Origin of the sequence: Sulfobacillus thermosulfidooxidans (assembly GCF_001280565.1) — a bacterium.
GTDB classification, from domain to species: domain Bacteria; phylum Bacillota; class Sulfobacillia; order Sulfobacillales; family Sulfobacillaceae; genus Sulfobacillus; species Sulfobacillus thermosulfidooxidans_A.
In genome coordinates this window covers 2752601-2777968 of the sequence record NZ_LGRO01000001.1, presented here as the reverse complement: position 1 = coordinate 2777968, position 25368 = coordinate 2752601, and the positions used below count along the sequence as shown (strand labels likewise).

Below are 25368 nucleotides of genomic sequence, written 5' to 3'. Positions count from 1 at the left end.
TTTAGCCTTGAACCAGAGGAAATCGATGGGAGCCTGGCCCAGAAAAGGTTGCCGGCTGCCATCCGGCCATGCCCATTTTCAACACATAACTGTGATACCCTAGCAAGCGCAAAATGGTATTCGCTTGAGATGCCGTTTGCAAAGTTTGGGACACCAATACGATTTTTCCCTTAGGATGAATGAGATTCAAGTGTTGCCCAAGGGTCTCAAAAGGAATATTGATACTCCCAGCAATATGATCGTGTCGAAAGGCTTCGGCTCCTCTTAAATCAATCACTTCAGGCCTGTCGGCACTGTGTAATGCCGCATACAAAGCTCCTGGATCGATGGTCCAAGGATAGCCGTAGCCTAAAGGATAGGGATGGTAGAGGCGGGTGAATATGGTGCGCACAGAGCGCACGAAATGCGCAGGCAAACGATCTGGTCCGGGCTTTGGAGAACTGGTTAGCGCAAGCTCCTTGCCATTTCCAGAAGCTGTGGGCCAATTGACTGGAGCATTGTGCCGCCAGATTGCCATATGCTGATTCCAACTGCCGATGCCTCCCCGCAAATTCCATGCGTGAAAGCCAAAAAGTCGCAAAATCACGGTAACGAGGTTGGCTCCATCACCGTCATAACACATGACCACAATCGGTTCGTGCCATAAGGGAGAGGTGGGCGACGCATGAACCCACTTGCTCAATTCAGGGCCAAAATTTTGCAATGGAATGTTTTGAGCCCCCGCAATATGTCCTTGCCGAAATCCTTCCGGACCGTTTGTTTGCCGCACGTCTAATAACAGCAAGGGTTGATGGCGCCTGTAACGGTGAGCCATTAACGCTTTAAGAGTTGACGCATTCAGTTGATACGCATTATGGATGGCCGCATCGCTAAAATAGTGCATCAAGCGTGTGCGCCACGGGCCATTTAACCCATAGGGACTGTCCGGGCCCATGACATGGTGCGAGATAGGCCGAACAATCCCTATGGCGCCAACACTTACGAGAACACTCATGACACCGATCCCGAAAATCGTTTTAGACCGCTTCAATAACGGCCGCAATCCCCTGGCCTCCTCCAATGCAGAGCGATAACAGTCCAAATTGTTGTTGGCGATGATGTAATTCCAATGCCAAAGTCAAAAGCAACCGGGCACCTGACGCGCCCACGGGATGGCCAAGCGCAATGGCACCACCATTCACATTAGTTTTCTCACGGTCCAGTTGGAGTTCTTGTTCTACCGCGAGATATTGCGAGGCAAAGGCCTCATTAATTTCCACCAAACCCACATCCTCAATATCTAATCCAGCCTGTTCTAAAGCAATCCGTGACGCTGGAACAGGTCCAATGCCCATAATCTTGGGATCAACCCCGGCAATGCCATAACTCACAAGTCGCGCTAAAGGTTTTAGGCCATGGGCGGCGACAAAATCTCCCGTGGCCAGAACCACCATCGCACTACCGTCGTTAATTCCCGAGGAATTTCCTGCCGTCACAGTCCCCGGATTCTTAAAAGCCGGTTTGAGCCGGGCTAATGTCTCCACGTTGGTCTCTGGACGAATATGTTCATCGTGCAAAACCATTTCAGTTTTCCCTTTTATGACAACCGGTACACCTATAATTTCTTCGTTGAAACGTCCCAAGCGTTGTGCTTTTGTGGCCCGGTGATGACTCAAGGCGGCATAAGCATCTTGGTCTTCGCGAGAAATTTGATATATTTCCGCTAAATTTTCTGCGGTCATGCCCATGCCGAGGCCACAGCCCATGTCCGTCAACACATCAAAAAGTCCGTCCGTCAATTCCGGTGGTCCGTCCTTGATGCCAAAGCGGTTATTCCGTAAGTGAAAAGGAGCTTGACTCATATTTTCGGTTCCGCCAGCCAGCGCGGCATGTCCCTCCCCTAACAACAAGGACTGGGCTGCCGATATCGCAGCCTGAAGGCCCGAACCACACAAACGGTTAACCGTTAACGCTGGCGCATGCTCTGGTACCTTAGCACTTAAAGCGATATGCCGGGCGGTATAAGCCGCATCGCGGCTCGAAGGAATCACATTGCCAATGACGGAGAAATCAATCGCCTCGGGCATGAGACCCACCTTAGCGATAGCCGCCTCAGCGGCAATCCGCCCTAATTCCGTGGAGTCCACCTTCCTAAATGCTCCCCCATAGGTGCCAAAAGGTGTCCTGGCACCCCCCAAGAGATAAATTTCTGTGGACCGCGATACTAACATTCTCATTAACCCCCTTGGTCCTGACGGTCAAGACAATCTGGTTTTCTTTTTGCTGACCTCATGATAGCATGGAAGCGTTACCTAGAAAGGAAAATCCCAGTGGAAAGCCAACAATATCGCCAAACCTTAGGGCATTTTGCAACCGGGGTCACCGTGGTTATCGCTGAACTTGAGGGTTCTTTGCATGGCATGACCGCAAACTCCTTTACGTCAGTGTCCTTACATCCCCCACTGATTCTTTTAGCTATTGACCACAAGGCCCGGATGAAAAATGCCATGATCCCGAGTCGCCCGTTAACCATTAGTATTTTGAAAGAATCCCAAAAAATCTTGAGTCAGGTCTTCGCCCAGCCCCATCCCCCGAGCGATCCTTTTGATGGCTTACGGTTGGAACGGGCTGGAAGCGGGATCCCCTATTTGGCCGACAGTTTAGCCTACCTGGCTTGTCACGTTACGGAAATATCGCCTCAAGGGGACCATGACCTGGTTATTTGCCATGTCGAAGAATTTAAGATTTTAAGCGAAGATGGGCCCTTAATTTTTTATCAAGGACATTATCACCAACTTGATGGCCTTATCCCTTAACCTTCATAACGGGGAAGGCCATCAAGATCGGTTTCATCCAGCACAATGCCGCCCAAAGGCAAGGTCCCATTATGGCGTTCAATTTGTCGCATAATAATGGCATCAATTAAGGGCCTTAAGACTTTGGGGCGAAATACCGAGTATCCTAAAGCCTTCAAGGCGGTTTTTGGCATGGTTATCCGGCAATGCAAAAGATCAACCGAAGTATTAGCGATCACGACATCCGGTTTGGAACGGTCCACGCTGACCACAACGATATCCATTAATAATAATCCCCCTCATATTTTGGTTTTCCTCTTTTGTGATATCTTTGTCAACCTGAGCTGTTCATAAAGTGCGATCATGCTTGTTAAATTCTCATCAAAATTGTAGCGGCTGGCAACCCATCCGGGACCCTGTTCACCCATCTGCCGAATGCGACTGGGATCGTCGACGATCTGTTGCAAAATTTGTTGCCAGGCTTGAATGTTATCCGGCTCCACTAAAAAACCTGTCACATTGTCATTTATAACTTCCGTGAGTCCCCCCAAACGATGAGCAACCACCGCTCGTCCTAAGGCCATCATTTCTAAGGGTGCCACGCCAAAGGACTCACGGCGTGACGGGTAAAGACCGACATCGCCCCACGCCAAGACGTCCGGGAGTTCATCTAGGCCCACTTTCCCGACCCAGATTATACGGTCCTCCAGGTGGTATGTTTTTGCTAACGATAACAATGTCTGCCGCTGGCTTCCTTCACCCAAAATGCGTACCACATAATCTCCTTGGACGTCTTTTAACGCGGTTAGAATGAGATCAATACCGTAGACGGGCTCTAACGCCTTATTGATTATAAAGCGCACAGGCCCTTGATTGGGCGGATGAGGACGAAAGCGCTGTAAATCAATCCCAAAGGGAATAACCCTAAGAGGTTTTTTGGTATAGCGTGCACTAATCGTTTTTAAGTAATGACTTGAACAGGTAATGGCATCGGCTTGTCCTAAAATCCATTGGGTCAGTCTTCGCGATAACAATCCATGGCGCTTTGGAAAACATTCGATATCGGCTCCCCATATTGACATCACTAAAGGAGGAGATAGCCGAGCTAATGCGGCTAATAAGCCGTAATGAGAAATATAATGGGCATGAATGATATCTGGCGAAAACTGAGGGATTTCGCGGCGCAGTTGCCAAACCGCCACGGGCACGTCGCGTCTGAATCGTAATGCTTTGGGCAAAAGGTGCACCACACCGTGATCAAAATCATCCCACGCTCTTTCCGACCAGATCCGAATGTCGTGACCGTGTTGTTTGAGACCCCAGACCCAGCGCCTGGTATGGACACTGCCTGCGTCAGCAATGATGGCTATGCGCATTTAGTGATCATCCTGCAGCTGATGAATCATCTCATCTAATTGATACTGTCCGTCGCGCCGTAAGCGTTCCACGCGAATGATATCTTTGACGCGTGCAATACATGCATCTAAATCATCATTTTTGACAATATAGTCATAACTTTTGGCATGACGTAATTGTTCTACTGCGTTGTCTAAGCGTGCCGCCAAGTTTGAAACCTTCGAGCGGGAGAGAATACGTTTTTTAAGTTCTTCTAAGCTCGGGGGTAACAAAAAAATCGAAACCACGCGTCTGAGACGTTCTTGATATTTCAGGCGCCCTTTGTAATCGAGTTCCATAATTCCGTCCTGGCCTTCCACAAATAGTTCACGGGGTGATCCATAATAATGGTCGCGGTAAACATTCTCATATTCAAAAATTTGCCCTTGCTCAACGAGCTGTAAAAATTCCTGAACCGATACAAACCGGTAATCAAATCCGTCGACTTCCCCTTGGCGAGGTGCCCGGGTCGTAAATGTCACGACTTTATGCAGTGTCGGATCATCTTGTAATAAGGCACGCATCACTGAACCCTTCCCTGCGCCCGATGGTCCAGTGAAAATAAATAAGATCGGTTCCACCTTGTCCTCCGTCGTTATCTTCCCTTTCGTCTATTGTAACCAATTTTCCAAAACTCGGGGTCTTTCTTATTCTACTGCCGGACAGGCCGTCGTGCCATGGCAGAATCAGGGGCTTTGCGAGTTTTCCGGCAGAAGATTATTGAATCAGTCCCAAAAGGCAGAAACGCATCTCAACAAACCAACCATCATTTAATATCTAATCCTTTTCCTTCGCGTCGGCTATGGCATGACAAGCGTCCTTAAATTTTGGGTCATACTGAGATGGTTCATTATAATGGGGAAAGAAACACCATGGGAAATCTTTCTAAATCTTATATATAATAATGTTTTAGATGTTTCCCATCTCAATTGATTACGGATCGGGCTTTGGGTTTGGTATCATCTGTTCCGGATTTTGAGGAGGTCATCCATGAAGAAACGTCATCTAATCCCCCTATTCGCGAGTTTTTTGACCATTTTTAACATATCTCCCCTAACGCACGCGGCGTCTGCCCCTTATGCGAGTCAACTGGTGATTCATGGTCCCCAAGGGAATTTAAAGCCCGGTACCAGCGTCACCATCACCGCACAAGCCGATGGTCACGGCAGCACACCACAATTTCAATTCTGGATGGAGTCAACAAAAGGATGGACGCTCCTGCGTAATTACTCGACAAATAACACGATCAATTTGGGAGTTTTACCGGCGGGAAGCTATATTATCGCCGTTTATGCGCTAGATCCCAATCAACTCCAACAAGGACAATATTCTCATGCGGCTCAAAGCTCTGTTGTCCTCAATATTGGAAGCCAAGTTAGCCTCTCTGCCCCATCAACCTTACTGGCGGGACAATCCGAGCTGCTTCAAGCCGACGCCACAAATCTTATCAGTCCTGTCTACCAATGGTGGTGGCAAAATCCCGAAGGTCAATGGAAATCTAGTGGGCCTTATCAAAGTACTCCTACCTGGAATTTTACACCTCACCAATCGGGTCTTTACCACCTCATTGTTTATGCCAAAGATCCCTTAGCGCCGAATGACGCCCAGGGCGCTGTCTGGTCTCAAACCGTCAGTATTAATGTTCAACCCATTTCACTCGCATATGGATATTTTCATGTCTCTTCCAACAGCCCGGGCCACGCCTGGTATGATATCCAGCAGCATGCGAGTGCGTTTAATGTCATCGCTCCTCTGTGGTACACTTACAATCCAACAAGCAATAATCCTTTTTCGGCGACTGTCTCTTCCCAAAGCTTGCAAACCGTGATGGCCTATGCAACCTCCCATCGTCTGTTGGTCTGGCCAACCATTCAATTGACAGGCACCTTCCCAAACGGATGGTGGGCGAGCTCCGAACCGCAAAACCTGATTAGCACGCTGGTCAAAACCGCTGTGCAAAACGGGTATAATGGTTATACGCTGGACTTTGAGGGTATTTCTGCGGCTCAGGGACCTGATTTCACTTCATTTGTCAAGCAATTGGCGCAGGCACTGCATCAGGCCAAGTTAACCCTCACCGTCGACGTTATGCCCTTGCCCAATAGCGCTTATGACTACGCTCGGTTAGCTAAGTCAGCCGATTATTTGGACCTCTTAGCCTACCCAGAATATAGCACGACCACGCCCAGTGCACTGGCTCCCAATCCCGGTCCCACGGCTGGAGCACCGTGGGTGGATAACGCCATTCATCTCGCCCTTCAAACCGGGATTTCTCCAAGCCAACTCTTATTGGGCGTAGCCCTTTATGGGCAAAGTTGGACATACACCAATCAGGGATTTCAAGGAGGGGAGGCAATTACAAGTCGGACAATTGCCGCCAACTTAAGCCAGCAATCAGGGCAATATGTTTGGGACCCGACTCAACAGGCTCTCGAAATTAATACGGGTACTCTGGCCGTCGCGCCGCCAGCGCCTTTATCGTTCAACCCGACAACCTTTAATCCCCTTGTCCAAAATTTACAATTTCTTCTCAATGCGGTTTTATTACGCTATGCCATATCCCATCAACAAACGCCCCCGGCCTTATTGGCGACCGATGGAGGTTATGGACAGGACACGGAGAAAGCCGTCGCCCAATTTCAACAAGAGTTTAATGTAGATCCCCAAAATCTTGGTACCTATGGTCCTCATACAGCTCAAGCCTTACAAAGCGCCATTGATATGTATAACATTGGCCAGAATATGGCTTGGGATGAAAACACTGAATCGATTATCGATCTCTTAACGACAGCATCGACCGACCATTTAGGGGGCATGACTCTCTGGCGGTTAGGATACCAGTCCCCTCATTTTTGGACCCAATTCACCGGGAATTGGCCATCTTAAAGCGCTCACAGTCTGTTAAAACGCCATGGGCGCCATCTAAATATGCCTGCTTGATCCTCTCTTATCCACAGACATGGCTAAAGAATCAAGCAGGCATAATATGTTTGCCCATAATGAAATGTTGTGTGAGACAATCAACGATCCCCGGGACATTGTAAAGACTCACTGCACGTTCTCAATTCATCGAGTTTAGCCCTAACACACCTGGTTGTCAGGAAGATTCTGCCTCAACGATCAAACATCTTTCCCAGTGTTTTCCACATGTTAAGGGCTTCCTCTTCCATTCGTTCGAGAAGCTCTTGAACAGATGGAATATCCGAAATGAGTCCCGTCACTTGCCCACCCCAGGCAAACCCTTCATTCCACTGACCATTTAAAGCCGCGGCACGGTTTTTATCACCGGAAATATACGGCAATAATTCGTCAAGCGATGAAGCTGGCTCGTGCGCCAAAATGGTTTCAACATAGGGCGAAGGCAGGACCCGCCCGGGTCTTCCAATCGAGCGCTCGATAATGCGTGTTTCGTTTTCCTGGGTGTTGATAAGCCGCTCTTTATAAGAAGGATGGGCAGGGCACTCTTTTGTTGCCACAAAACGCGTACCCATTTCGATTCCTTGAGCCCCGAGCGCTAACGCCGCCAGTAAGCCGTAACCATCCCCAATACCGCCCGAAGCCACGACCGGAACCTTCACCGATTCTACGATTTTTCTTGTTAAGACCATGGTTCCCACGTCATCCCGGCCCAAATGACCACCACCTTCGACTCCCACGGCCACCACTATATCGGCTCCTAAACTTTCCGCGTTCTTGGCAGCACGCACACCAGCGGTTAATACCAGAAGACGAATCCCTGCATCCGTAATACGTCTAGCATACGGTTTGGGATTTCCCCCGGTTAGCGAAATGACTGGGACCTGTTCTTCAATAGCCACATCCAACAAATCATCGATCGGCCGATGACCCAAAGCAAAATTGACACCAAAGGGTTGCGTGGTACGCTGACGCACCTCGTGAATTTCTTGTCGCAATTCGCGCTCATTTCCCAAGGTTGTGGCTGTAATTTGTCCTAGTCCTCCTGCTTCAGAAACGGCGGCAGCCAAAGGTGCTCGAGCCAAATAGGCCAATCCCCCTTGAATAATTGGCCGGCTGATATGTAATAACTCCGTAATTCGTGTTTGAATCATAATGCCCGCCGAATTTCTTCTGCCATGCTCTCTAATTGCTCCGGAGTGCTTGGGGTAGCTTTGGTAAAATCTAAATCCGACATGACAAAAGCCGGAATAAGATGCAAGTGAGCATGGGGAACATCAAAACCTGCGACCACCGCCGCCACCCGGTCACACCCTGTCACCCTTTTTAGGGCCCGCGTAATCGGTTTGGCGAAAATCAAAATTTCCTGCAAGAGTTCATCATCCATATCGAAAAAGTGATCCACTTCTTTTTTGGGTACAACCAAGGTATGTCCGGGCATTACCGGCCGAATATCCAAAAAGGCAAGAAAATGGTCGTCTTCCCGAATACGGAAACTAGGGATTTCCCCCGCAATAATTTGTGAAAAAATGGACGCCATGTCACCCTCTCCTCTGTTCCCCTCATATTGGGACGTATCGTTGATCCTGATAGCTAGCAGGTTGGTTTTCCTTCTGATTGTATTCTCAACGTTCTTGTAAAAATGGTCAACACAAAGAACACTGCCACAGCGACTTGGCATGATTCATCATCTTGAGGTAATGACGGGATTAAACGTCAAATTGCCGGGAAAGTTTAGAGGAATTTAAGGACGGGCCAGGGCGTAACAAGTTCCCGGCCTCCTGATCACAAATGATGTAAACGCGTGGATGATATTGTAAGATTGATGCCGGCACCTCAACACACACGGGCCCATGAACTGCCTTGGCTAAAATCGCGCTTTTGCTCGCGCCAAATGCCGCCAACACAATGGTACGTGAGCGCATAATGGTCTTGAGCCCCATGGTTAGAGCCTCTTCGGGAACATGACGCCAATCCCCATCAAACCAGTTCCGGTTTGCTTTGCGGGTATTCTCCGTCAACTTCACAACATGCGTCTCACTATCAAAAGAGGTGCCTGGTTCGTTAAAGCCAATGTGGCCATTGTGGCCAATGCCCAGAAGTTGCCAATCTATACCTCCATGTTGTTCGATCAGACGATCATATCCCGGTGGGTCTTGTGAAAATTGGGGAAAAGGAAAGAAGGTTTGATCGGGACTCAAATGCGCCGGATCAAACAAATAGTGTCGCATAAAAGCGTGAAACGAATGGCGATTAGGATCTTTTAACCCCATATACTCGTCCAAATTGAATGTATGGACGCGGCTCAGATCAAGATGTGCGTGATTAATCCGCTGTATCATTTCCTCATAGATCGGAATGACCGTCGCACCCGTGGCAAGTCCTAAAACCGAATACGGATAAGCCGATAATTGACGTGCCACTAAATCCACAATGCGCCGACTCGCTGTTTTCCGATCATTATAGACTTCCACGTGCATAACTCTCACCATCCTTGGAGCTTTATGATGCGCATCCTTGGTAACCCCTGGGATAGTGTTTGACCTCTACGGGCAATGAACCCCATGTTTTCTGGCCGAGAAGGGCCCCAAGAGCTGCGTGAATCATCCATGGAGTATTTTCATACAATGCATAAATTCGCTTGGCTCCCATCTCTTTGAACAAGGGAAAGAGATAAGGCGTGCGCAGCAACCATACCACGGAATAGGGATGGGACTGCAATAAAGGGCTTATGTCTTGCTGGATTGGACTCAGTGTACGCGATAGATAGATTAACCAGTCATATTGCAATACCTCTTCCGCATTATCTAATGCCTCATTGACTGAGAATCCCCTTACCTCGACACCTAAAAGACCGGCTTGAATGTTTTGCACGACACTGGCATTCACCGTTTCTGGTCCTGCGGCAATCATTGGAGAGGCTCCGGTGTCGAAGATGGCAGCGACCTTTTGGGGAATGGGAAAATCTTGGGTTGGTCCAAGCTCTGTTTTTAGACCAATCCCATCATACAGGCAGGTCAAGGCATGCTGGGACACATCTTGTTGCAAGTCTAGGGCTTGGGCACGCAAAAGGGGCAAACGGTCTTCAAGCGCATTAAGCGGGGCACGTAAGCTATTTTTAAGGCGTTGAATACGCCCATAGGCTTCTTCGAGGCGGGCTACCGGCAATTGGCCTTTAACCACCGCATCATAAATCGCATTCATGGCTTCGATTTGCAGGTCAAAGTGATGAGAAACCATGATCATATCCGCCCCGGCCAAAAGGGCCATGACCGCTCCTTGTCCTACCCCGACGGTGCCTAAGATTGCCTGCATTTCAAGACAATCGGTGGTAATCACCCCAGTAAAGCCTAAGGTTTCACGCAACAAGCCTTGGAGAACCTTAGGAGATAAGGTGGCGGGATAATCTGCGTCAAGTTGCTCAAAAACAATATGGGCCGTCATAATGGCGGGAAGTCCTTGATTAATGGCTTGTTCAAAAGGGTGCAATTCAATCCTTTTCATGCGCCCGAGATGATGGGGAATCCGGGGCAAATCCCGGTGAGAATCGACATGAGTATCACCATGTCCGGGAAAATGTTTGCCGCAGGCAATCACGTTGGATTCTTGTAACCCGCGAATCATTGCCACGCCCATTTCGGCCACCCTCTTTGGATTGTCACCGAATGATCTCACGCCAATTACCGGATTTAAGGGGTTATTATTGACATCTAAAACGGGTGCTAAATTCATATTGATACCCGCCAATGCCAGAAATGCTCCGGTCATATGTCCTACCGAATAAGCCCATTTGTCGTCCCCTGTTGCTCCCAAAGCCATATTGCCGGGAAATCCGGGGACATCTTTACTGAACCGCGAAACCATACCATTTTCTTGATCAGTACAAATCAAAAGCGGTTGAGTTTGTCCTGAATCCTGGGCTAATTGCTGCAATTGCTGAGTTAGGTGCCTCGTTGAATCAAACGACTCGATATTCCGGGAAAATAAGATCACATTGCCCACATGATACTCACGAATCAATTGTTCCACATGCGAATCGACATAGGGACTAGGAAACCCACAGACCATCAATTGACCAATTAAGCGCCTGAGATCGTAAGACATCATGACACCTCACATTTTTCGCAATTATTTTTGGGGATATAACAAATCTTGGGAGACTTCATCACGAAATTGTTCTAATTGCCCCGCCTCATCCTCAAGGAACTCAAGACCATGACCCGATTCAATCGCATGCCGCAATCCATCAGATCCCGCCAACAAATCAAAGAACCAACATTTCGCATAATGATCGTTAGTATCAAGAGGATCGTTATCAGCTGCTGGTCTAAGAAAAGCAAAGTGATCAGGATAGGTGTCATGAATTAACTGCACCAAGGAAACACCTATTCTGAACGGAGTTAGAAGTTTGCGGTCTAGCACATGAAGTTGGATCCCTTGACAAAGAGTCTTAGCATAAAGAGACCGCCACGGCAAAAAATACACGGGTCTTGCGTGGATTCCCGGCCACTGTTGCTGATTGAAGCGCTTGGCTAATGTAAATCCGTCGATATAAGGCGCGCCAATAATTTCAAAAGGTTTAGTTGTTCCCCGGCCAACGGAGACATTGGTTCCTTCGAACAAACAAGTTCCTGGATATAGTAGCATCATATCGATGCCTGTAGTATTGGGCGAAGGAGGCACAAAGGGCAATGAGGTTTCATCCCAAAATTGCTGACGTTGCCAATTGCCAACGGGCACCACATTTAAATCCAAAAGAGGATAACGTGTGCGTTGCAGCCACCGTGCGATTTCGCCTAAAGTTAATCCATGACGGACGGGAATTGGGAGACTTCCTACAAACGAGTAATATCCGGGTTCGGTTAACCGTCCTTCCATAGATCCGGAAATGGGATTAGGTCTGTCTAGCACCAAACAGCGCACGTGATTCTCGTCACAGGCTTCTAAGACACCTTTTAAGGTACTCACGTGGGTGAAATACCGCGTGCCAATATCTTGTAGATCAACAATCAGTAAATCCAGATCGGCTAACATCTCCGCCGTTGGTTTTCGGTTTGAACCATAAAGACTAAACGCCTGCAGTCCGCTATGCGCATCCACCTCGCTGTCAATATGCTCACCTTCCGGACTCGCTGTGCGAATCCCATGCTCTGGGCCGAACAATTTGACAATATTGGAGCCAAATACTTGAATGAGGCGATCAATAACCGGATTCAACTGGCCATCGGTCATCGCGTAATTGGTCACCACACCACTTCGGCTGCCTGTCACCCATGACGGATATTCGCTAATCAAACGATCGATACCCAGTTTTACCATTATGATACCTTCCTTTGTACAATTGTGTATAATTTTGCAATTATGTGTGGTGATTATGCCTGCGGTCCTAAATATGGTACCTTGCGGTGTAAATCACCGGCTGGAACCATAAAAGCTTGGGCTCGACCCAAGCCTTTGGGAGCACCCCGGACCTGCATTAACGCTTGATAGTAAGCGATATAGGGAAAGCGGGTAATTTCGCCGCGGGCAAAAGCGTAATGTGAAATAGCTTGCAACCACAATTCATAGGCATCTGGATGAATTTCGACAAAAACTTCAGGGACAAATCCCTCACTATCTTCCCAATTGTCTGCATAGTAAACATAGGGAACAAAATGCGAAGGTAAGGCTCGCTCATGCCATTTCAAACTGGCATAAAATAAGGCTTGCTCCGTGATGCGGTGTGCGGCGGCATGATCAGGATGAATACTTTCTTTCCAATGAGTAATCACCACTGCAGGTCGAATTTCGCGAATAATGTCGGTCATTTCGTAAATGGTGTCGGCATTCACGGTCAGTTCACCATCGTGATAGGGTAAAAACCGGACATGCGCACCGATGTGTTGTGCAAATAACGTCGCTTCCTCAATTTTTTGCTTTGCATATTCCTGGGGATGTAATCTAGGATGTCCTTTTTCTCCTGGATTAAAATGGACGAGTGTGACTTCGTCGTGGTTCAATACATGCTGTGCGAGTACAGCCCCCGCCGTTAAATCCATATCGCCGGCATGGGCTCCAACAGCTAAAATCCTCATGATAATCTCAACCTCCCCTGCATCAATTACGAGGTTTTTCAGTGTTCATGGACGAGAGTTTTCACCATCACCTGAAAACGTCTTGTCACAGTAAAACCGGCCTGTAGATAAAGCTGTCCCGCTGGCTCTTCCTCTCCGGTCCATAGAAACCATGCGGAATGTAGACCTTGACGCTGCATAGCTTCTAAAGTACGGTACAACAACACTTTCCCAAGATGATTGCCTCGCAAGGCTTTCGCCACGCCAAACGGGCCAAACCGTTCGGAAATATCATCATATCCGCCATACATGGCAAATCCCACAATATGGTCTTCGCGGGCTATAACCCAAATTTGCGATAAGGGTAATGATCCTAAAAGTGCCGTCCTCACCGCTCTTTCCCAGTCTCGGTCAAATTCTTGGTGTAAAAACAATAACAAGGGCCAAATCTGAGAGGATTTAAGGGGTCCAATGACAAACCCTTGTCGCTCTAATTCTTGTTGTTGGAGATGAACGTCTTTAGGCACCGAATATTCCACAAGATTTTTGTCCATGGCTACTGGAGAATAGAGCACTGTAAAGCCTTGCTTCGACAACCAGTCATAAGCCCGGGGATACCGATTCGCATCCAGGCCAGGAAGGAAATAATGCGGGGTATAGGTCGAAAAAATCACCTGGTAGCGGTGATGCGCCAAAAAATATTGTTCGGCGTGCTTTAATAATTGATGCGCAATCCCTAATTTTTGATATTCAGGTGCGATCCCAAAGGTGGTGATCCATCCTTGTTCCTCTGCTCCAGAAGCTGATTGACTCGTTGAGGTGTCCCGATACTCAATCACAGCTAAGATCCAACCCACAAGGTCACCTTCATGCTCTGCAACCCACAGCCCTTGCGGACGAAAATTGGGATCAAGCAAGACTTTTTGAGTAAATCGCTCTAGGGTTATACCATCTTGCGGTAAAGTCCTATTCCAGACATCAACCAAAAGGACTTCATCTCCGGGACGATAAGAACGAATGAACATGCCACGTTCTCCTTATTTGTTAGTCTCAGTGGTGGATAACTTTGTCAAAGATTTGTGACGAGCCACTGGATCTCGTCGAACCTTTCATCCATGATCAAAAGGAATAGATGGTCACCTTTTCCGGAAAAGGCCTATTCTCCTCGCGATGCGATCGCTACAGAAAGAGTCACCTTTCCGGGACACTTTGCCCCCGAGGAACCACTCATAGACCGGTTGATTGGTGGGTCCCTGCCACATCTGGTGATAAATAAGGCTAGTGCGTCCTGCGGGCATCTGATTAAGGAGGCGGTAGACATGGAAATCGTCGTCGGGTGGGATTGGGCCGATGACCATCATGATGTGGTGGTCCAAGATCGGCCTGGACATACGCTGTGGGTCGGCCAGGTGAATCAAACACGCGACGCGTTGGAAGCCCTGGAAGCCCAGTTGGTGGCATGGGCCCAGCACGTCCGGACGGACGTGCATGTGGTCATTGAGACGTCTCAAGGACTGGTGGTCGATTGGTTGAGTACCACAGGGTTTTGGGTGTATCCTGTCAACCCGAAAGTCTCTGATGCGCGTCGCAAACCGTCGGGAGCGAAAACCGATCGCTTGGATGCAGCGATTTTGGCCCGCTTGGGCTGGTATGAGCGGGATCAATTGCGGCCCCTGCGACCTACGGATGAAGACTGGGTCGAACTGCGTCAATTGACGCGGATTGATGAGGACTTGACTCAGCAAATGACGCGCTTGAGCAATCAACTGACGGCCGCGCTGAAGAGCTATTACCCGCAGGTGCTGGCCGCTTTCGCGGAGATCAATCGTCCTGTCGCCTTGGCCTTTTTGGCCGCTTGGCCCGATCCCGTCGAGGCCCGCAACATCGCGCTGAGTGATCTGATCACCTGGCTGCGGCAACACCGATACGCGCGGGCCGCGCAAGAAGCGCCGCGCATCTGGAGTGCATTGCAGCAGCGAGCCTTGGAGGCTTCTCCCGGCAAGCGCCGAGCCCAAATGTGGGCGGTGCGGGCATGGGTGGCTCAGTTGCAAGCCTTGCAGACCGAGCAACGGGCTTTGCGCAAGCACCTCGAAAAGCTTTTTTTGGCGAACCCGGATGCTGACCTCTGGACGAGTGTGCCCGGCGTGGGCGTGACCTTGGGCGCTCGCCTCCTGGCCGGGTTCGGTCCCGATCGGGACCGGTTTGAGCGGGCAGAGGCGGCTCAAGCCTTGGCCGGCACGAGTCCGGTGCTTTACCAAAGCGGCAAGCTGAAACGGGTGCATATGCGGCGTGCGTGTGACAAGCATTTTCGCGCCACGGTCCATCAATTCGCCTTCTCCTCCCTCTCGCATTGTCCCTGGGCTCGCCAGTATTACGAGCAATATCGCTCCCGGGGTCATGGCCATCATGCCGCCTTGCGCGCCTTAGGCAATGTCTGGCTTCGCATTGTCTTCCGTATGTGGAAGACGGGCCAACACTATGATGAATCCCGATTTTTGGCCGACCGCGCGCAGCATGCCTCCTAGCCCGGGACGGATTCGCATGCGCCCCGGCGATCGCCAATCGGCCACCGCTTCATATCCCATGGCCTAAATCATCCCAACACGGAAAAATATTGGTTATCCACAGGATTGACATAGACCGTCTTTCCGTTCTTGTCTTCGTATTCAATCAAGGACCAAGGGCTAGATATAATTCAGATCGTCAGTCAAAATAAAGGGAAGATTTAAGCTGTCTTCAAAGGGTGGTCCAAATAAACGGCTTAAAAGCGCCTCGCCGGAAAGATTCTGAAGACTGATAATGTCTTGACCGTGTTCCTCAAGATACGCGGCATATGCATGAACTAACACCGCAGCATTGGCCACTTTAACGGTGCCTTGAATGGGTTCTTCCTGCATCACCCAGTTTTGCGCCATCGCTACCGATTGCATCCAATAATCCATCGCATGAATATGAAAGGTGATATGTTCGAGATCCATTTGCCTCTTGACTTGCGCTAAAGCCCATGGCATTCGCTCACGGTTCCCAGCCCATTCCATAATCACCCCATGCTGGGGTTCGGATTCTCTGACGAACACCACAAGGTACCCCTCAATAGAAGATTCTGATTCGATCACAAACAGTTCTTGACGAAAATGCGGGCGCTTAAACCACAGGGCATCCAATAATATCGCCATCTGGTCGACACGGCGTTGAAACCGGTAATTTTCCTGTTGGTAGATGTGCGCCAAAATGGGAGCATAACGCTGTCGTCTATGGGCATCTATGATCCGCACAGCACCATCTGATGAAGATTCGCGGGCCAGGGCCGCAGTATCGATATGGACCGTATACATCCGGCCGATTTTTCTTGCGCCTTGTCTGAGGTACAAATCCCGGTCACCTGAAATCAAACATAGGGCTTGGCCTTCTTGCTCCATGACATCAAAAACCGATTGTAAAATCGTCGTAGCCAATTTTTGGCCACGATATTCCGGCAAAGTCACAACACTGCCAATCGATGCCACAGGAATATGGGCTCCGGGAATAATCGCCGTTTGTTTCAATACAGCAACCATGCTCACTGGGATAGAATTTATTTCGGCATAAAATAAATTGTGCGCATTATCCGGATGAAAGAGATGCGGAAATTCCTTGGGCATTCCTTCTCCTGGCGTTTTCTCGGGTCGGTACACACGATCAATCATCTCTCCCAAAATTTTTACCATCCCCGGTTGGGCTCGCTGAACTGAAATTGGCCGAGTCATTTTTATTCATCTCTTTCCTATTTGGGATTATGATTCATAATGACAAAAGGTGAGATTACCCAAAATCCACCGCGGTTTAAATGGATTCTCTAGCGTGGATTTAGCCGAACAAGCAGGCTGCTGCAACATTATGGAAACGACGGCGAAAATCATTAATCTCTGTTTGCCTGCCAAAATGCACTCGGTTGGTCAATAAAATGGCCCAATACCCCGAAGCCCTGTCAAAAACCAGAGATGTTCCCGTAAATCCACTGTGGCTTACAGTGGTTTCCGGCCATAAATCTCCGGCAATATCGTAGCTATCACGCCGCAAAACCCATCCTAAACCCCGGACCCCACCAAGTTCAGTGGTATACGAATCCAGCGCACGGTCTTTGACAATCTCCTTAAGAGGACCTTCTCGACCGACCCACATGGCAAGATATCGGCTTAAATCCTGAGCCGTAGAAAATAACCCCGCGTGACCCGCAATCCCTCCCATCGCCCGAGCATTTTCATCGTGCACAATTCCTACCAAAGGGTGGCTGTCCACCACTTCCGTCGCAGCAAAATCTATTTTTTCCCCAGCAGGCTGAAAGCGCGTCTGGTGCATTCCCAAAGGTTCAAAGATTTGCTGGGTACAAAAATCTGATAACGACTGTCCACTGATCTTTTCGACTAAAGCTCCTAACAGCATAAAGCCTAAATCACTGTAAACAACGCGAGTGCCAGGTTCATAACGCAAAGGCTCGCTCGCAACCCGATTCACAATTTCTTGAAAGCCCTGAGCTTCCTCGTAAAACGGCCTATGGGAGATCAAGCCGGCGGTATGCGTTAACAAGTGGATAACGCGCACTTTGGATTTCATGCCGTCTTGAAAAGCGGAAAAATATCGAGATAAAAATGCTTCTAAGGACAATTGACCGGTTTGCACGAGCAATAAAACCGCGGGTAAGGTCGCTACGACTTTGGTCAATGACGCCAGATCAAAAACGGTCTCAGGCGTCATTTCTCGCTTTACGCCATAAATCTGGGCATAGCCATAGTGATAACGAAACAGTACGTTGTCATATCGCCCCAGCCAGGCCACCACACCAGGAACCTGTTGGTGTTCAATGCTGTGATTGAGAAGGTGTTTGACCTCATAAAATCTCTCCGTAATGCTCACCTCCTTATTGTCGTCAATGTCCTCTCAAAATGGATTATTGATCTCACGCCAGGGGATCTTATGCTTTATGCGTCCCAAAGTTCTCCCAAATTCAAGACCTGTCTGTTAGCGATGTTGGGACGACGCGCCGAATGGTAGGAAAATGGCATGCATGAGCGTGCCCATCCCCTTGCAAACGGGGCCGTGTTTGCCGGCATTGATCCTGGGCAAAAGGACAGCGCGGTTCATACAGACACACGCTGTCTTGAATCTCTACATCCTCATCAGTAGTTAGGGAGATGGGTTAACGCTAAAAATACTCAAAACACAAGAATAATCAAACCTAAACCAGAAATCATGTCGCTACTTTATCGCCTTCAGCATAATTTGGGACTCTGACAGAAAATCTCCAATTCATACAACCACAGTAGTCTCAGCGTCTATTTTTTCTGGTCAAAATACCAAGACACCATCCGCTGAATTTTTTTGGCAGCTTGCTTGGGGGTTAACTTATGCTCTAGCAACGGCAACATGTACGTTGATTCTGCAGTAAAGATGCCTTTGTCGAGGGTGGGATTCTTAGAGGTTTTTGATGTAACACTTGCCGCATTCACGGGTGGTGTATCCATTGCACTACGAATGTCGAAAATAGGGTTAATCGGTCGGGACTGAAACCAGTGATAAGCCTCAACTGACAAGGGATATTTTTGGGGAATTTGCACGCCTTTTACGGCTGAGATTTCCCCCGCAATGTCGGAGAAATCCTGGCCAAAAGCCCGTGTAGCTGCATAGGTCAAAATCATCTTAGACGCCTTGACGACTGACGAACTAGTAATATGACTGTTCATAGCTAAATCCGCATCTTCATACCAGTCAATGCGTCGATGCTGATGGCTATTAACAGGAGGAACCAAAAACATTCCTAACTGCAAATGAGGATTATATTGGAGTATAGTTGGTACATCAAAAATTCCGTCAAAAATCATTCCAGCCTTACCAGTCGCCAGAGCCACCTGCTGTTCGTTGTCCGCAGATCCTACTGCTTGGAAATTTGGTTCCATATATTTCGATAGCGCTTGGTAATGGGATAGTGCATTTACATACGGAGCCGACTGAAATGTTGCTTGCCGATTCACCAATTCTCGTGTAAAGTGATTGCCCATCATTGTTGCACCAATTTCATCAAAATCCAGTGCTAGCATCCAACCTTGCAGACCCATAGAATAAATTGGTGTGATACCATGACTCTTCAATACTGTGCAAATATGAATTAATTGAGACCAAGTATGTGGAACAGCTAGCCCATAACGCTTAAACATGGCCTTGTTATAAAATATTCCCATCGTCTCTACATCCAGAGGAACCCCATAATATTGTCCACGGTAGGTAACTGCCCCGAGCGTAGCAGGATTTATTTCAGAAAAGTTAACAATCCTATTAAGCGGTCTAATCATGCCCGCTGCAGCATAGTCCATCGTTCCTATCCCTGCCCGACCGTAGAAAATGTCGGGGCCCTGGCCGCCATCCATTGCCGTTTGAAGCACAGAATCATAGCTCGTGGGACTAATTGCACGAAATTCGATCCGAATATTAGCTCCTTCTTTATTCAACGCGTTCTGTACTTTTTTCCACATTCCGGCGTCTTGAGAACGCCATGACCAAATTGTTACAGTCGTAGGACCTTGGGCAAAAGATGATCCACAACCCGCTAATCCAGATATTAATCCGAGAGAACTTGCAACAATAACCCCTTTTCTAATTCCGTTCATACTGAATTACCTCCTCGATTAAAATTTATGACTCTTTCACCAGGCACATGGTCTGTGAGCTAATTATTTCCAAATCGTCTAATCGAAAACAGACTGCATTTTCGCTTTCAGATTCACAATTCCCATCTCCTTGATTGAGATTGATTCAATCTGAATTTCTAGATTTGTTTTTGCACGAAATTAACGGGATTTTTTACAACTTAATTGCTCCACCCATTATGTTTCGAATAAACTGTCGTGACACAACAATAAATGCCAACATCGTAGGCAACGTCACGATAACCAAGGCTGGAAGGAGCAAATTCCATTGTGTGGCATACTGCCCCACAAAAAACATCACACCAACAGCTACCGTCATGCGTGACGGGTTGGTTAACAAGATGAGAGGAAAGAAAAAGTTGTTCCATGCCGCTATGAAATTTAAAATAGCTACTGTAGATAATGAGGGACGAATGAGGGGCAAGACAACATGCCAATAGATTTGCCAATAGCTGGCACCATCCACCAAAGCTGCCTCTTCCAATTCTCGCGGGATATTACGAATAAAATTGACTAACAAAAACACACTAAAAGATAGTCCGCTAGCAATATACACGATGGTAACTGAAGCCAAATGGTCAAGCAAATCCAATTGTCGCATCAGAATAAATAATGGTATGGCAATCATTTGAATAGGGAGCGCTAATCCAGCCAAAAACATCAAATAGATGAATTGGTTCCCGCGGAAATGAAAACGTGCAATCGCATAAGCTGCCATAGATGACAGAAATGAAATCACAGTAACCGAAATCATGGCCACAAATGTAGTGTTTAGTAGATAATCCAGCAAATTTCCTTCTTGCCATGCTTCTTCATAATTGGATACATACCAATGACTAGGCCACCTGAGTGGATGACCTACAATACCACCAAGGCTTTTGAAAGATAATAAAATCATGTTTCCAAGAGGAAAAATAACAAGAATGGCATATAAAATTAGAATAGCGTACACAACGATGGATCGATTCACAAAGTTCCTCTCTTTCAATAGGCGCAAGTTCAACGTTTCCAGTAGTTGGCCAATATTAAATCGCATGTCTGACGCACTATTGTGATTTTTCGCCTTTCATCATGGCTTGGGCAAGTGCACACAATCCTCGAAGACAATTGTGAATGCGTATGTGCATCAAGCTTTGGAACACATCCGTCCAAATAGACGGATCAAATGCTTTTGATCATTACGCTATGTTGCACACTTCGCAAAATATGATCTGCTCGTACCCTTGGTTCCATAGTGACCCGAATATTTACTGAAGTCCCGCAGACGAAAATGACTTACATCAAATTGCGGCTTTACGCTCAGATTCACAATTTACCATCTCCTTGAAATTTAGTTTCCTAATTTATTCGCATCCGGTATTAACAAAATCTCTTAATACTCGATAACAGCGTGTTTTTGCAAATATACAAATACTGTGGATGCTATCATAACCAACCCAAATCCCACCACAGCCAGTGCTGCTGCTAAACCCATATTTTGTGCCGTGGTACCAAATCCTCCGAAGGCGGTACGATAAAATAATGTGCCAAGTACATCTGTCGCATAATTTGGTCCTGCTTGCGTGCCTTCTAAAATGTAAATAAGATCAAATGTGCCGAAACTGCCAATGAAGTTTAGTGTCATAATGGTATAAATGGTTGGTCGAATAAGAGGCAGAGTAACCGAAAAGAAAGTATGAAACGCGTTTGCTCCGTCAATAGTTGCTGCATCATATAAATCTTTAGGTATATCGATTAACGCCGCTAAAAAAACCAAAATAGGAAATCCCATTCCTGCCCAAGCCGTAATTACTGCAATGGTCGGCAGAGCTAAAGACTCTGATCCCAAAAATGGTAGTTGGAGAAGGTGGAGGTGGAGCATCGCCCCTAAGTCAGCTATCAACCCATAATTCGGCTCTAAGTAAATGGCCCACAAATAGGCCACTACCACCGGCGGAATCACAAGCGGTATAAAATAAATTGACTGAAACCACCGAGCTCGTCGTTCAGAAATTGCCATTAATGCGACAGCAAGGCCCAATCCAATTCCCAATGTCAAAATCATTGAGAGCGCAAAGAAATATAGATTGTGGAAGACAGCCCGCCAAAAATATCCCGAAAACTGCTTGGACAGTAAGACATAAGCATAGTTGCGGAGGCCAAGAAAATGTGTGAGAGCGCCAACACCAGTCCAATTATATAAGCTATACCGAAAACTTTCCAAAAATGGATATACTATGAAGAGTAGATACACAACAAATGCTGGAGTAATGAAACTTAACACGACATACTTTTGACGCACTAATCTCCCTCCTTCTCAGCCGAACACTTCGTGAAGTTAGCGTCTGCAGGTTGAAGAGCTTCCTGGACTTTTATTGCCAACCAATCTTAGAAACTAATGCCATGGCTTTCATCAATTGTCGTAAACGTACCGGAAGCAGCACTTTGAGTTGGAGATGCGCCAAAACCGGCTGCCATAACACCAACACTCGCCACTAATACTAGCCCGATGGCTTTTTTCATCAGTCTCGCTCCTCTTAAGAATTCTCGTGGGTACGCATTTATCCATAATTTTCAGAATACCTGGAGCATAAAAATCTATTTCGGCGTAAATCAATCAAGAATAATCTGTAAGCTTTTCTAATTTTATGTTATCATATTTCAAAATTTGAACCAATATGCTGAAAAAATAATTCATCACAGCTGACAAATTTTCATGTTTATCAAGGCTATCCGATCAAGGTAGGAGGAATTCTTGAGTGGCTATTTCTGGCGTTTTGGACCGCCTCAGCAGTACACTGCCCACGCTGGCCAATTCTGAAGCACGGATTGCTCGCTGGATTCTTGAAAACCCTCAACAACTCGTCGATCTTACCGTTAAGGATTTGGCCCGCATCACGGGGAGTAGTCAAGCAGCCGTTATCCGGTTGTGCAAATCCATTCAGGTCTCGGGTTACCAAAGTTTGAAAGTTGCAGTGGTTGCCGACATAACGCGTGAAGAGCGTCCTCCCACATCCCGGTTTATGGAAATTGATCCGTCCACGCCGTTGTCTCGTTCCATCCAATCATTAAAACGCAACACCATCATGGCCATTAATCGCACTCTCAATGACATGCGTGAAAATGATATCGACACCATCGTGCAACGACTTAAAAAAGCCCGGTGGATCGTCTCTTATGGAATTGGAGCCTCAGCAATTGTGGTGAAAGATTTCCAGCAAAAATTATGGCGCCTCGGTTTCCCAGTTTTTTTTGCCGAAGACTTTCATGTCATGGCCACTATCGTTGGTCAACTCACTGCTGATGACATATTTTTAGCTGTATCCTATTCGGGAGAAACGTCTGAAGTGCTAGAACTTGTTCAATTAGCCCGAAGACGCCAAGCTTTTATTGCTGCACTGACCCGTTTTGATCGTAAAAATCCTCTGTCACGACTGGCTGATTTACCGATTTATGTTTATGCCTACGAGGCATCTCCCCGAATCGGTGCCAGTTCTTCCCTCATTGCTTCCTTAACCGCCATGAGCGCTTTATTATTCGCTTTGGCCAATACTTTAGCAGAAGAAGCCGAAAGCAAACTCGTTGACACCTTAGAAGCCGTCCGTCCTCACCGCGTTTCTCCTCCCGAGACGGCAGAAGATACCGATGCGTAAAAAATATGCCCTCATCACATTACGGGCGACCGGAAGATTTCCTCCAACTGGCTTTGATTTTTGCGTAAAAACTGGGTATGATGAGAACAATCTAATCGGGAGGGTACGATTATGTTATGGATATTAGGCGGGATTGCCATGGTGATTTCTTTACTCATTGGCATCCGCTTCATGGCTGACCACAAAGAAGAACCTTAAAACACTGCTGGATTTCCCGGTTACCCTGGCTCCGAATCTTGGCCGAGTCCCATAAGAGGATGACTCGGCTTTTTTATGGGATCATACGTCGGCGCCGCAACCGATATTTTATCCTATTCCCACGGGATTTTTTGAAGAAGCCACGGGACAGAAAAAGAAAATTCTCACACGGCACAAACTCTCTCCACGTTTTGATTGTTGTATTAAGGCGATTTGTGTAGTTTCATGGTTTTATGGCAAAACGAGCGAAGTTTTGAGACGTTGCTTTTGTGTGTCATAGGTTTAAATGGCTGTCGATGGTAGGAGGGTTTGGTTTATTGCTCGCGCAAAATAAATCTCTACACTGGATCTGGCTAATTCTTATCGCGCTGTACATTCTTAGTGCCCCCTTTGAAGGTTACCTAGTTGTTCCGGGCTTTCATGGTCATTCCCTTGTATCCTTGTTGCAACGTCTTCTTTTCATTCCGCTGCCAATCATCACCATCTATACCATTACCCGGTATAAAGATTATCGCACCATCTGGCCACTGGGAATCATTACTCTCTGGCTCATGTGGGTGCTCATCACTTTTCTCGCATTCAGTCCACACACGTATTATTATCTGTATTACACCTGGGAACAAATCGCCGGCGTCTTGCTGATTTTAAGTTTTTGGTATCTCGCGCGTTTCCCCACCTTTTCGCGTTTGACGACCATCAGCAGTTTACTGATTTATTATGTCGTGACCTTAATCGTCAGTTTCTGGGAAATTCGCACAGCACATCATTTGGGACACTCTAGTGAAGGAGGGATACATCCCCAACCGATTCCCACCGCCTTTTTTTATGGGCCAAACCACCTGGGGGCAGCGTTAGCGCTGATGTTTCCCTTCATTCTCTTTCTATTTATATTAAAACCCTCAGCCCGATCCATTTTTTTGAGTATCGTCATGGCTTTAGCAGGGCTCTACGTCCTTTATAAGACGGGAAGCCGGGGCGGAGAACTCGCATTATTCATGGAATTTTTCGGTCTTGTTATCATTTTACCGCGCCGGTACAAACCCTATGCGATTGTCAGTCTAGGCGTTTTGCTCGCAATATTCGCTGCCGGCTTGTGGTATGTCACGCATCTTCCTATGCAAGACAAATTGCCATTTGCGCTCGAGAAGTTCCGTCACCTCGCCCATTTATTCCATCCGACCATCCATAAAGTGACGCCAACCAAGGGACCGGGTTCCTTACAAATCCGTCTGGCGTTATTGGAAAGCGGATATCACGCCTTATTGCATCACCCTTGGGGTTTAGGTCCTCGGGGTGCTGAGCGGTATTATTTATATTATGTTCATCACAAAAGTCCCTTTAACACGTATGGTGTCATCGACGCCCATAACATGTGGTTAGAAATCGCGATGGATTTCGGCTGGTTAGGAATCGGGCTTTATGTCGTTTTTTATACGCTGCTTTTACGGGGCCTTTACCGCTTGCGCCAACATCCTGATCCGGTAATGCGCTATTTCTCTTGGGCAGGATTTATTTCGTTAATCGGTTTTTTGGTTGGATCTGTGTCGCCCTCTAGTGTGATGATTGGCTTCAATATTATGTGGATCGTCTATGGCATAGCCATTATGGCCATGTATCAAGGAACCATGTTTTCGCCCAAATCATCCCGTTCAAATTTCCCAAACCGCCCGCATTAAAATGAGAAAGAGAAGAATCACCAATAATAAAGATGGCTCTTCTC

General features: G+C 47.4%; 23 protein-coding genes. 5 read left to right on the top strand and 18 right to left on the bottom strand.

Annotated features, from left to right (window positions below; genetic code table 11):
• Nucleotide 1 precedes the first annotated feature (1 nt).
• Both AOA63_RS13485 and AOA63_RS13480 read right to left on the bottom strand, forming a co-directional pair.
• On the bottom strand, nt 2-1042 hold the full coding sequence (locus tag AOA63_RS13485; protein WP_053960191.1) for a rhodanese-like domain-containing protein: 1041 nt from the start codon (nt 1040-1042) through the stop codon (nt 2-4).
• Nucleotides 1017-2210, bottom strand: coding sequence for a thiolase family protein (locus AOA63_RS13480; protein WP_053960190.1), 1194 nt, complete (start codon nt 2208-2210; stop codon nt 1017-1019). The genes AOA63_RS13485 and AOA63_RS13480 overlap by 26 nt, the downstream gene beginning before the upstream one ends.
• Nucleotides 2211-2270: 60 nt before the next feature.
• On the opposite strand from AOA63_RS13480, the gene AOA63_RS13475 reads away from it, so the two are divergent.
• Nucleotides 2271-2795, top strand: a complete 525-nt coding sequence (locus AOA63_RS13475; protein WP_082343974.1) for a flavin reductase family protein — start codon at nt 2271-2273, stop codon at nt 2793-2795.
• Here the strand turns inward: AOA63_RS13475 and AOA63_RS13470 are convergent.
• The 3 genes from AOA63_RS13470 to gmk are packed head-to-tail and all read right to left on the bottom strand — an operon-like array spanning nt 2792 to nt 4750.
• Complete coding sequence (locus tag AOA63_RS13470; RefSeq protein WP_053960188.1) at nt 2792-3058, bottom strand: hypothetical protein; 267 nt, start codon at nt 3056-3058, stop codon at nt 2792-2794. The two genes, AOA63_RS13475 and AOA63_RS13470, sit on opposite strands and share 4 nt — an antisense overlap.
• A 15-nt stretch (nt 3059-3073) precedes the next feature.
• Nucleotides 3074-4150 (bottom strand): glycosyltransferase family 4 protein, encoded by a 1077-nt coding sequence (locus tag AOA63_RS13465; RefSeq protein WP_053960187.1) that lies wholly within the window; start codon nt 4148-4150, stop codon nt 3074-3076.
• Complete coding sequence (gmk, locus tag AOA63_RS13460; protein ID WP_053960186.1) at nt 4151-4750, bottom strand: guanylate kinase; 600 nt, start codon at nt 4748-4750, stop codon at nt 4151-4153.
• Between the two features lie 409 nt (nt 4751-5159).
• Between gmk and AOA63_RS13455 the strand changes: the two genes are divergently transcribed.
• On the top strand, nt 5160-7055 hold the full coding sequence (locus AOA63_RS13455) for a glycosyl hydrolase family 18 protein (RefSeq protein WP_053960185.1): 1896 nt from the start codon (nt 5160-5162) through the stop codon (nt 7053-7055).
• Nucleotides 7056-7282: 227 nt separating this feature from the next.
• Here AOA63_RS13455 and AOA63_RS13450 read toward each other — a convergent pair whose 3' ends face one another.
• From AOA63_RS13450 to AOA63_RS13420, 7 genes are all read right to left on the bottom strand, one after another.
• Nucleotides 7283-8239, bottom strand: coding sequence for an NAD(P)H-dependent flavin oxidoreductase (locus AOA63_RS13450; protein WP_053960184.1), 957 nt, complete (start codon nt 8237-8239; stop codon nt 7283-7285).
• Nucleotides 8236-8625 carry an HIT family protein gene (locus AOA63_RS13445; protein ID WP_053960183.1) on the bottom strand — a complete coding sequence of 130 codons (390 nt, stop codon included), beginning with the start codon at nt 8623-8625 and terminating at the stop codon, nt 8236-8238. The genes AOA63_RS13450 and AOA63_RS13445 overlap by 4 nt, the downstream gene beginning before the upstream one ends.
• Before the next feature lie 169 nt (nt 8626-8794).
• Nucleotides 8795-9565: a glucosamine-6-phosphate deaminase gene (locus tag AOA63_RS13440; RefSeq protein WP_053960182.1), complete on the bottom strand. Its 771-nt coding sequence runs from the start codon at nt 9563-9565 to the stop codon at nt 8795-8797.
• A 22-nt stretch (nt 9566-9587) separates the two neighbouring features.
• A complete protein-coding gene (locus AOA63_RS13435) occupies nt 9588-11192 on the bottom strand; it encodes a glycoside hydrolase family 3 protein (RefSeq protein ID WP_082343972.1) in 1605 nt (534 codons plus the stop codon).
• A 21-nt stretch (nt 11193-11213) separates the two neighbouring features.
• Nucleotides 11214-12404 carry an exo-beta-N-acetylmuramidase NamZ family protein gene (locus AOA63_RS13430; RefSeq protein ID WP_053960180.1) on the bottom strand — a complete coding sequence of 397 codons (1191 nt, stop codon included), beginning with the start codon at nt 12402-12404 and terminating at the stop codon, nt 11214-11216.
• 53 nt (nt 12405-12457) lie between these two features.
• A complete protein-coding gene (locus AOA63_RS13425) occupies nt 12458-13159 on the bottom strand; it encodes a PIG-L deacetylase family protein (protein ID WP_053960179.1) in 702 nt (233 codons plus the stop codon).
• Nucleotides 13160-13197: 38 nt separating this feature from the next.
• Nucleotides 13198-14163 (bottom strand): GNAT family N-acetyltransferase, encoded by a 966-nt coding sequence (locus tag AOA63_RS13420; RefSeq protein ID WP_053960178.1) that lies wholly within the window; start codon nt 14161-14163, stop codon nt 13198-13200.
• Nucleotides 14164-14457: 294 nt separating this feature from the next.
• Here AOA63_RS13420 and AOA63_RS13415 point away from each other — a divergent pair, with 294 nt between their 5' ends.
• Complete coding sequence (locus AOA63_RS13415; RefSeq protein WP_053960177.1) at nt 14458-15663, top strand: IS110 family transposase; 1206 nt, start codon at nt 14458-14460, stop codon at nt 15661-15663.
• A 159-nt stretch (nt 15664-15822) separates the two neighbouring features.
• Here the strand turns inward: AOA63_RS13415 and AOA63_RS13410 are convergent, their stop codons facing one another.
• From AOA63_RS13410 to AOA63_RS20385, 6 genes are all read right to left on the bottom strand, one after another.
• The gene (locus AOA63_RS13410) at nt 15823-16884 is read right to left on the bottom strand and encodes a GNAT family N-acetyltransferase (RefSeq protein ID WP_053960176.1); all 1062 of its coding nucleotides are present in this window, start codon (nt 16882-16884) and stop codon (nt 15823-15825) included.
• A 100-nt stretch (nt 16885-16984) separates the two neighbouring features.
• On the bottom strand, nt 16985-18031 hold the full coding sequence (locus AOA63_RS13405; protein WP_053960175.1) for a serine hydrolase domain-containing protein: 1047 nt from the start codon (nt 18029-18031) through the stop codon (nt 16985-16987).
• Between the two features lie 419 nt (nt 18032-18450).
• Entirely contained in the window at nt 18451-19779 is a 1329-nt protein-coding gene (locus AOA63_RS13400) for an ABC transporter substrate-binding protein (protein ID WP_082343970.1), read from the bottom strand.
• A gap of 193 nt (nt 19780-19972) precedes the next feature.
• Nucleotides 19973-20716, bottom strand: coding sequence for a carbohydrate ABC transporter permease (locus AOA63_RS13395; RefSeq protein ID WP_242848338.1), 744 nt, complete (start codon nt 20714-20716; stop codon nt 19973-19975).
• Between the two features lie 474 nt (nt 20717-21190).
• Nucleotides 21191-22099, bottom strand: a complete 909-nt coding sequence (locus AOA63_RS13390; RefSeq protein ID WP_053960173.1) for a carbohydrate ABC transporter permease — start codon at nt 22097-22099, stop codon at nt 21191-21193.
• A gap of 86 nt (nt 22100-22185) precedes the next feature.
• On the bottom strand, nt 22186-22320 hold the full coding sequence (locus AOA63_RS20385) for a hypothetical protein (RefSeq protein WP_278276982.1): 135 nt from the start codon (nt 22318-22320) through the stop codon (nt 22186-22188).
• A 236-nt stretch (nt 22321-22556) separates the two neighbouring features.
• On the opposite strand from AOA63_RS20385, the gene AOA63_RS13385 reads away from it, so the two are divergent.
• Together AOA63_RS13385 and AOA63_RS13380 are read left to right on the top strand one after the other, a co-directional pair.
• Nucleotides 22557-23450 carry a MurR/RpiR family transcriptional regulator gene (locus AOA63_RS13385; protein ID WP_053960172.1) on the top strand — a complete coding sequence of 298 codons (894 nt, stop codon included), beginning with the start codon at nt 22557-22559 and terminating at the stop codon, nt 23448-23450.
• 515 nt (nt 23451-23965) lie between these two features.
• Nucleotides 23966-25324, top strand: coding sequence for an O-antigen ligase family protein (locus AOA63_RS13380; protein WP_053960171.1), 1359 nt, complete (start codon nt 23966-23968; stop codon nt 25322-25324).
• Nucleotides 25325-25368 lie beyond the last annotated feature (44 nt).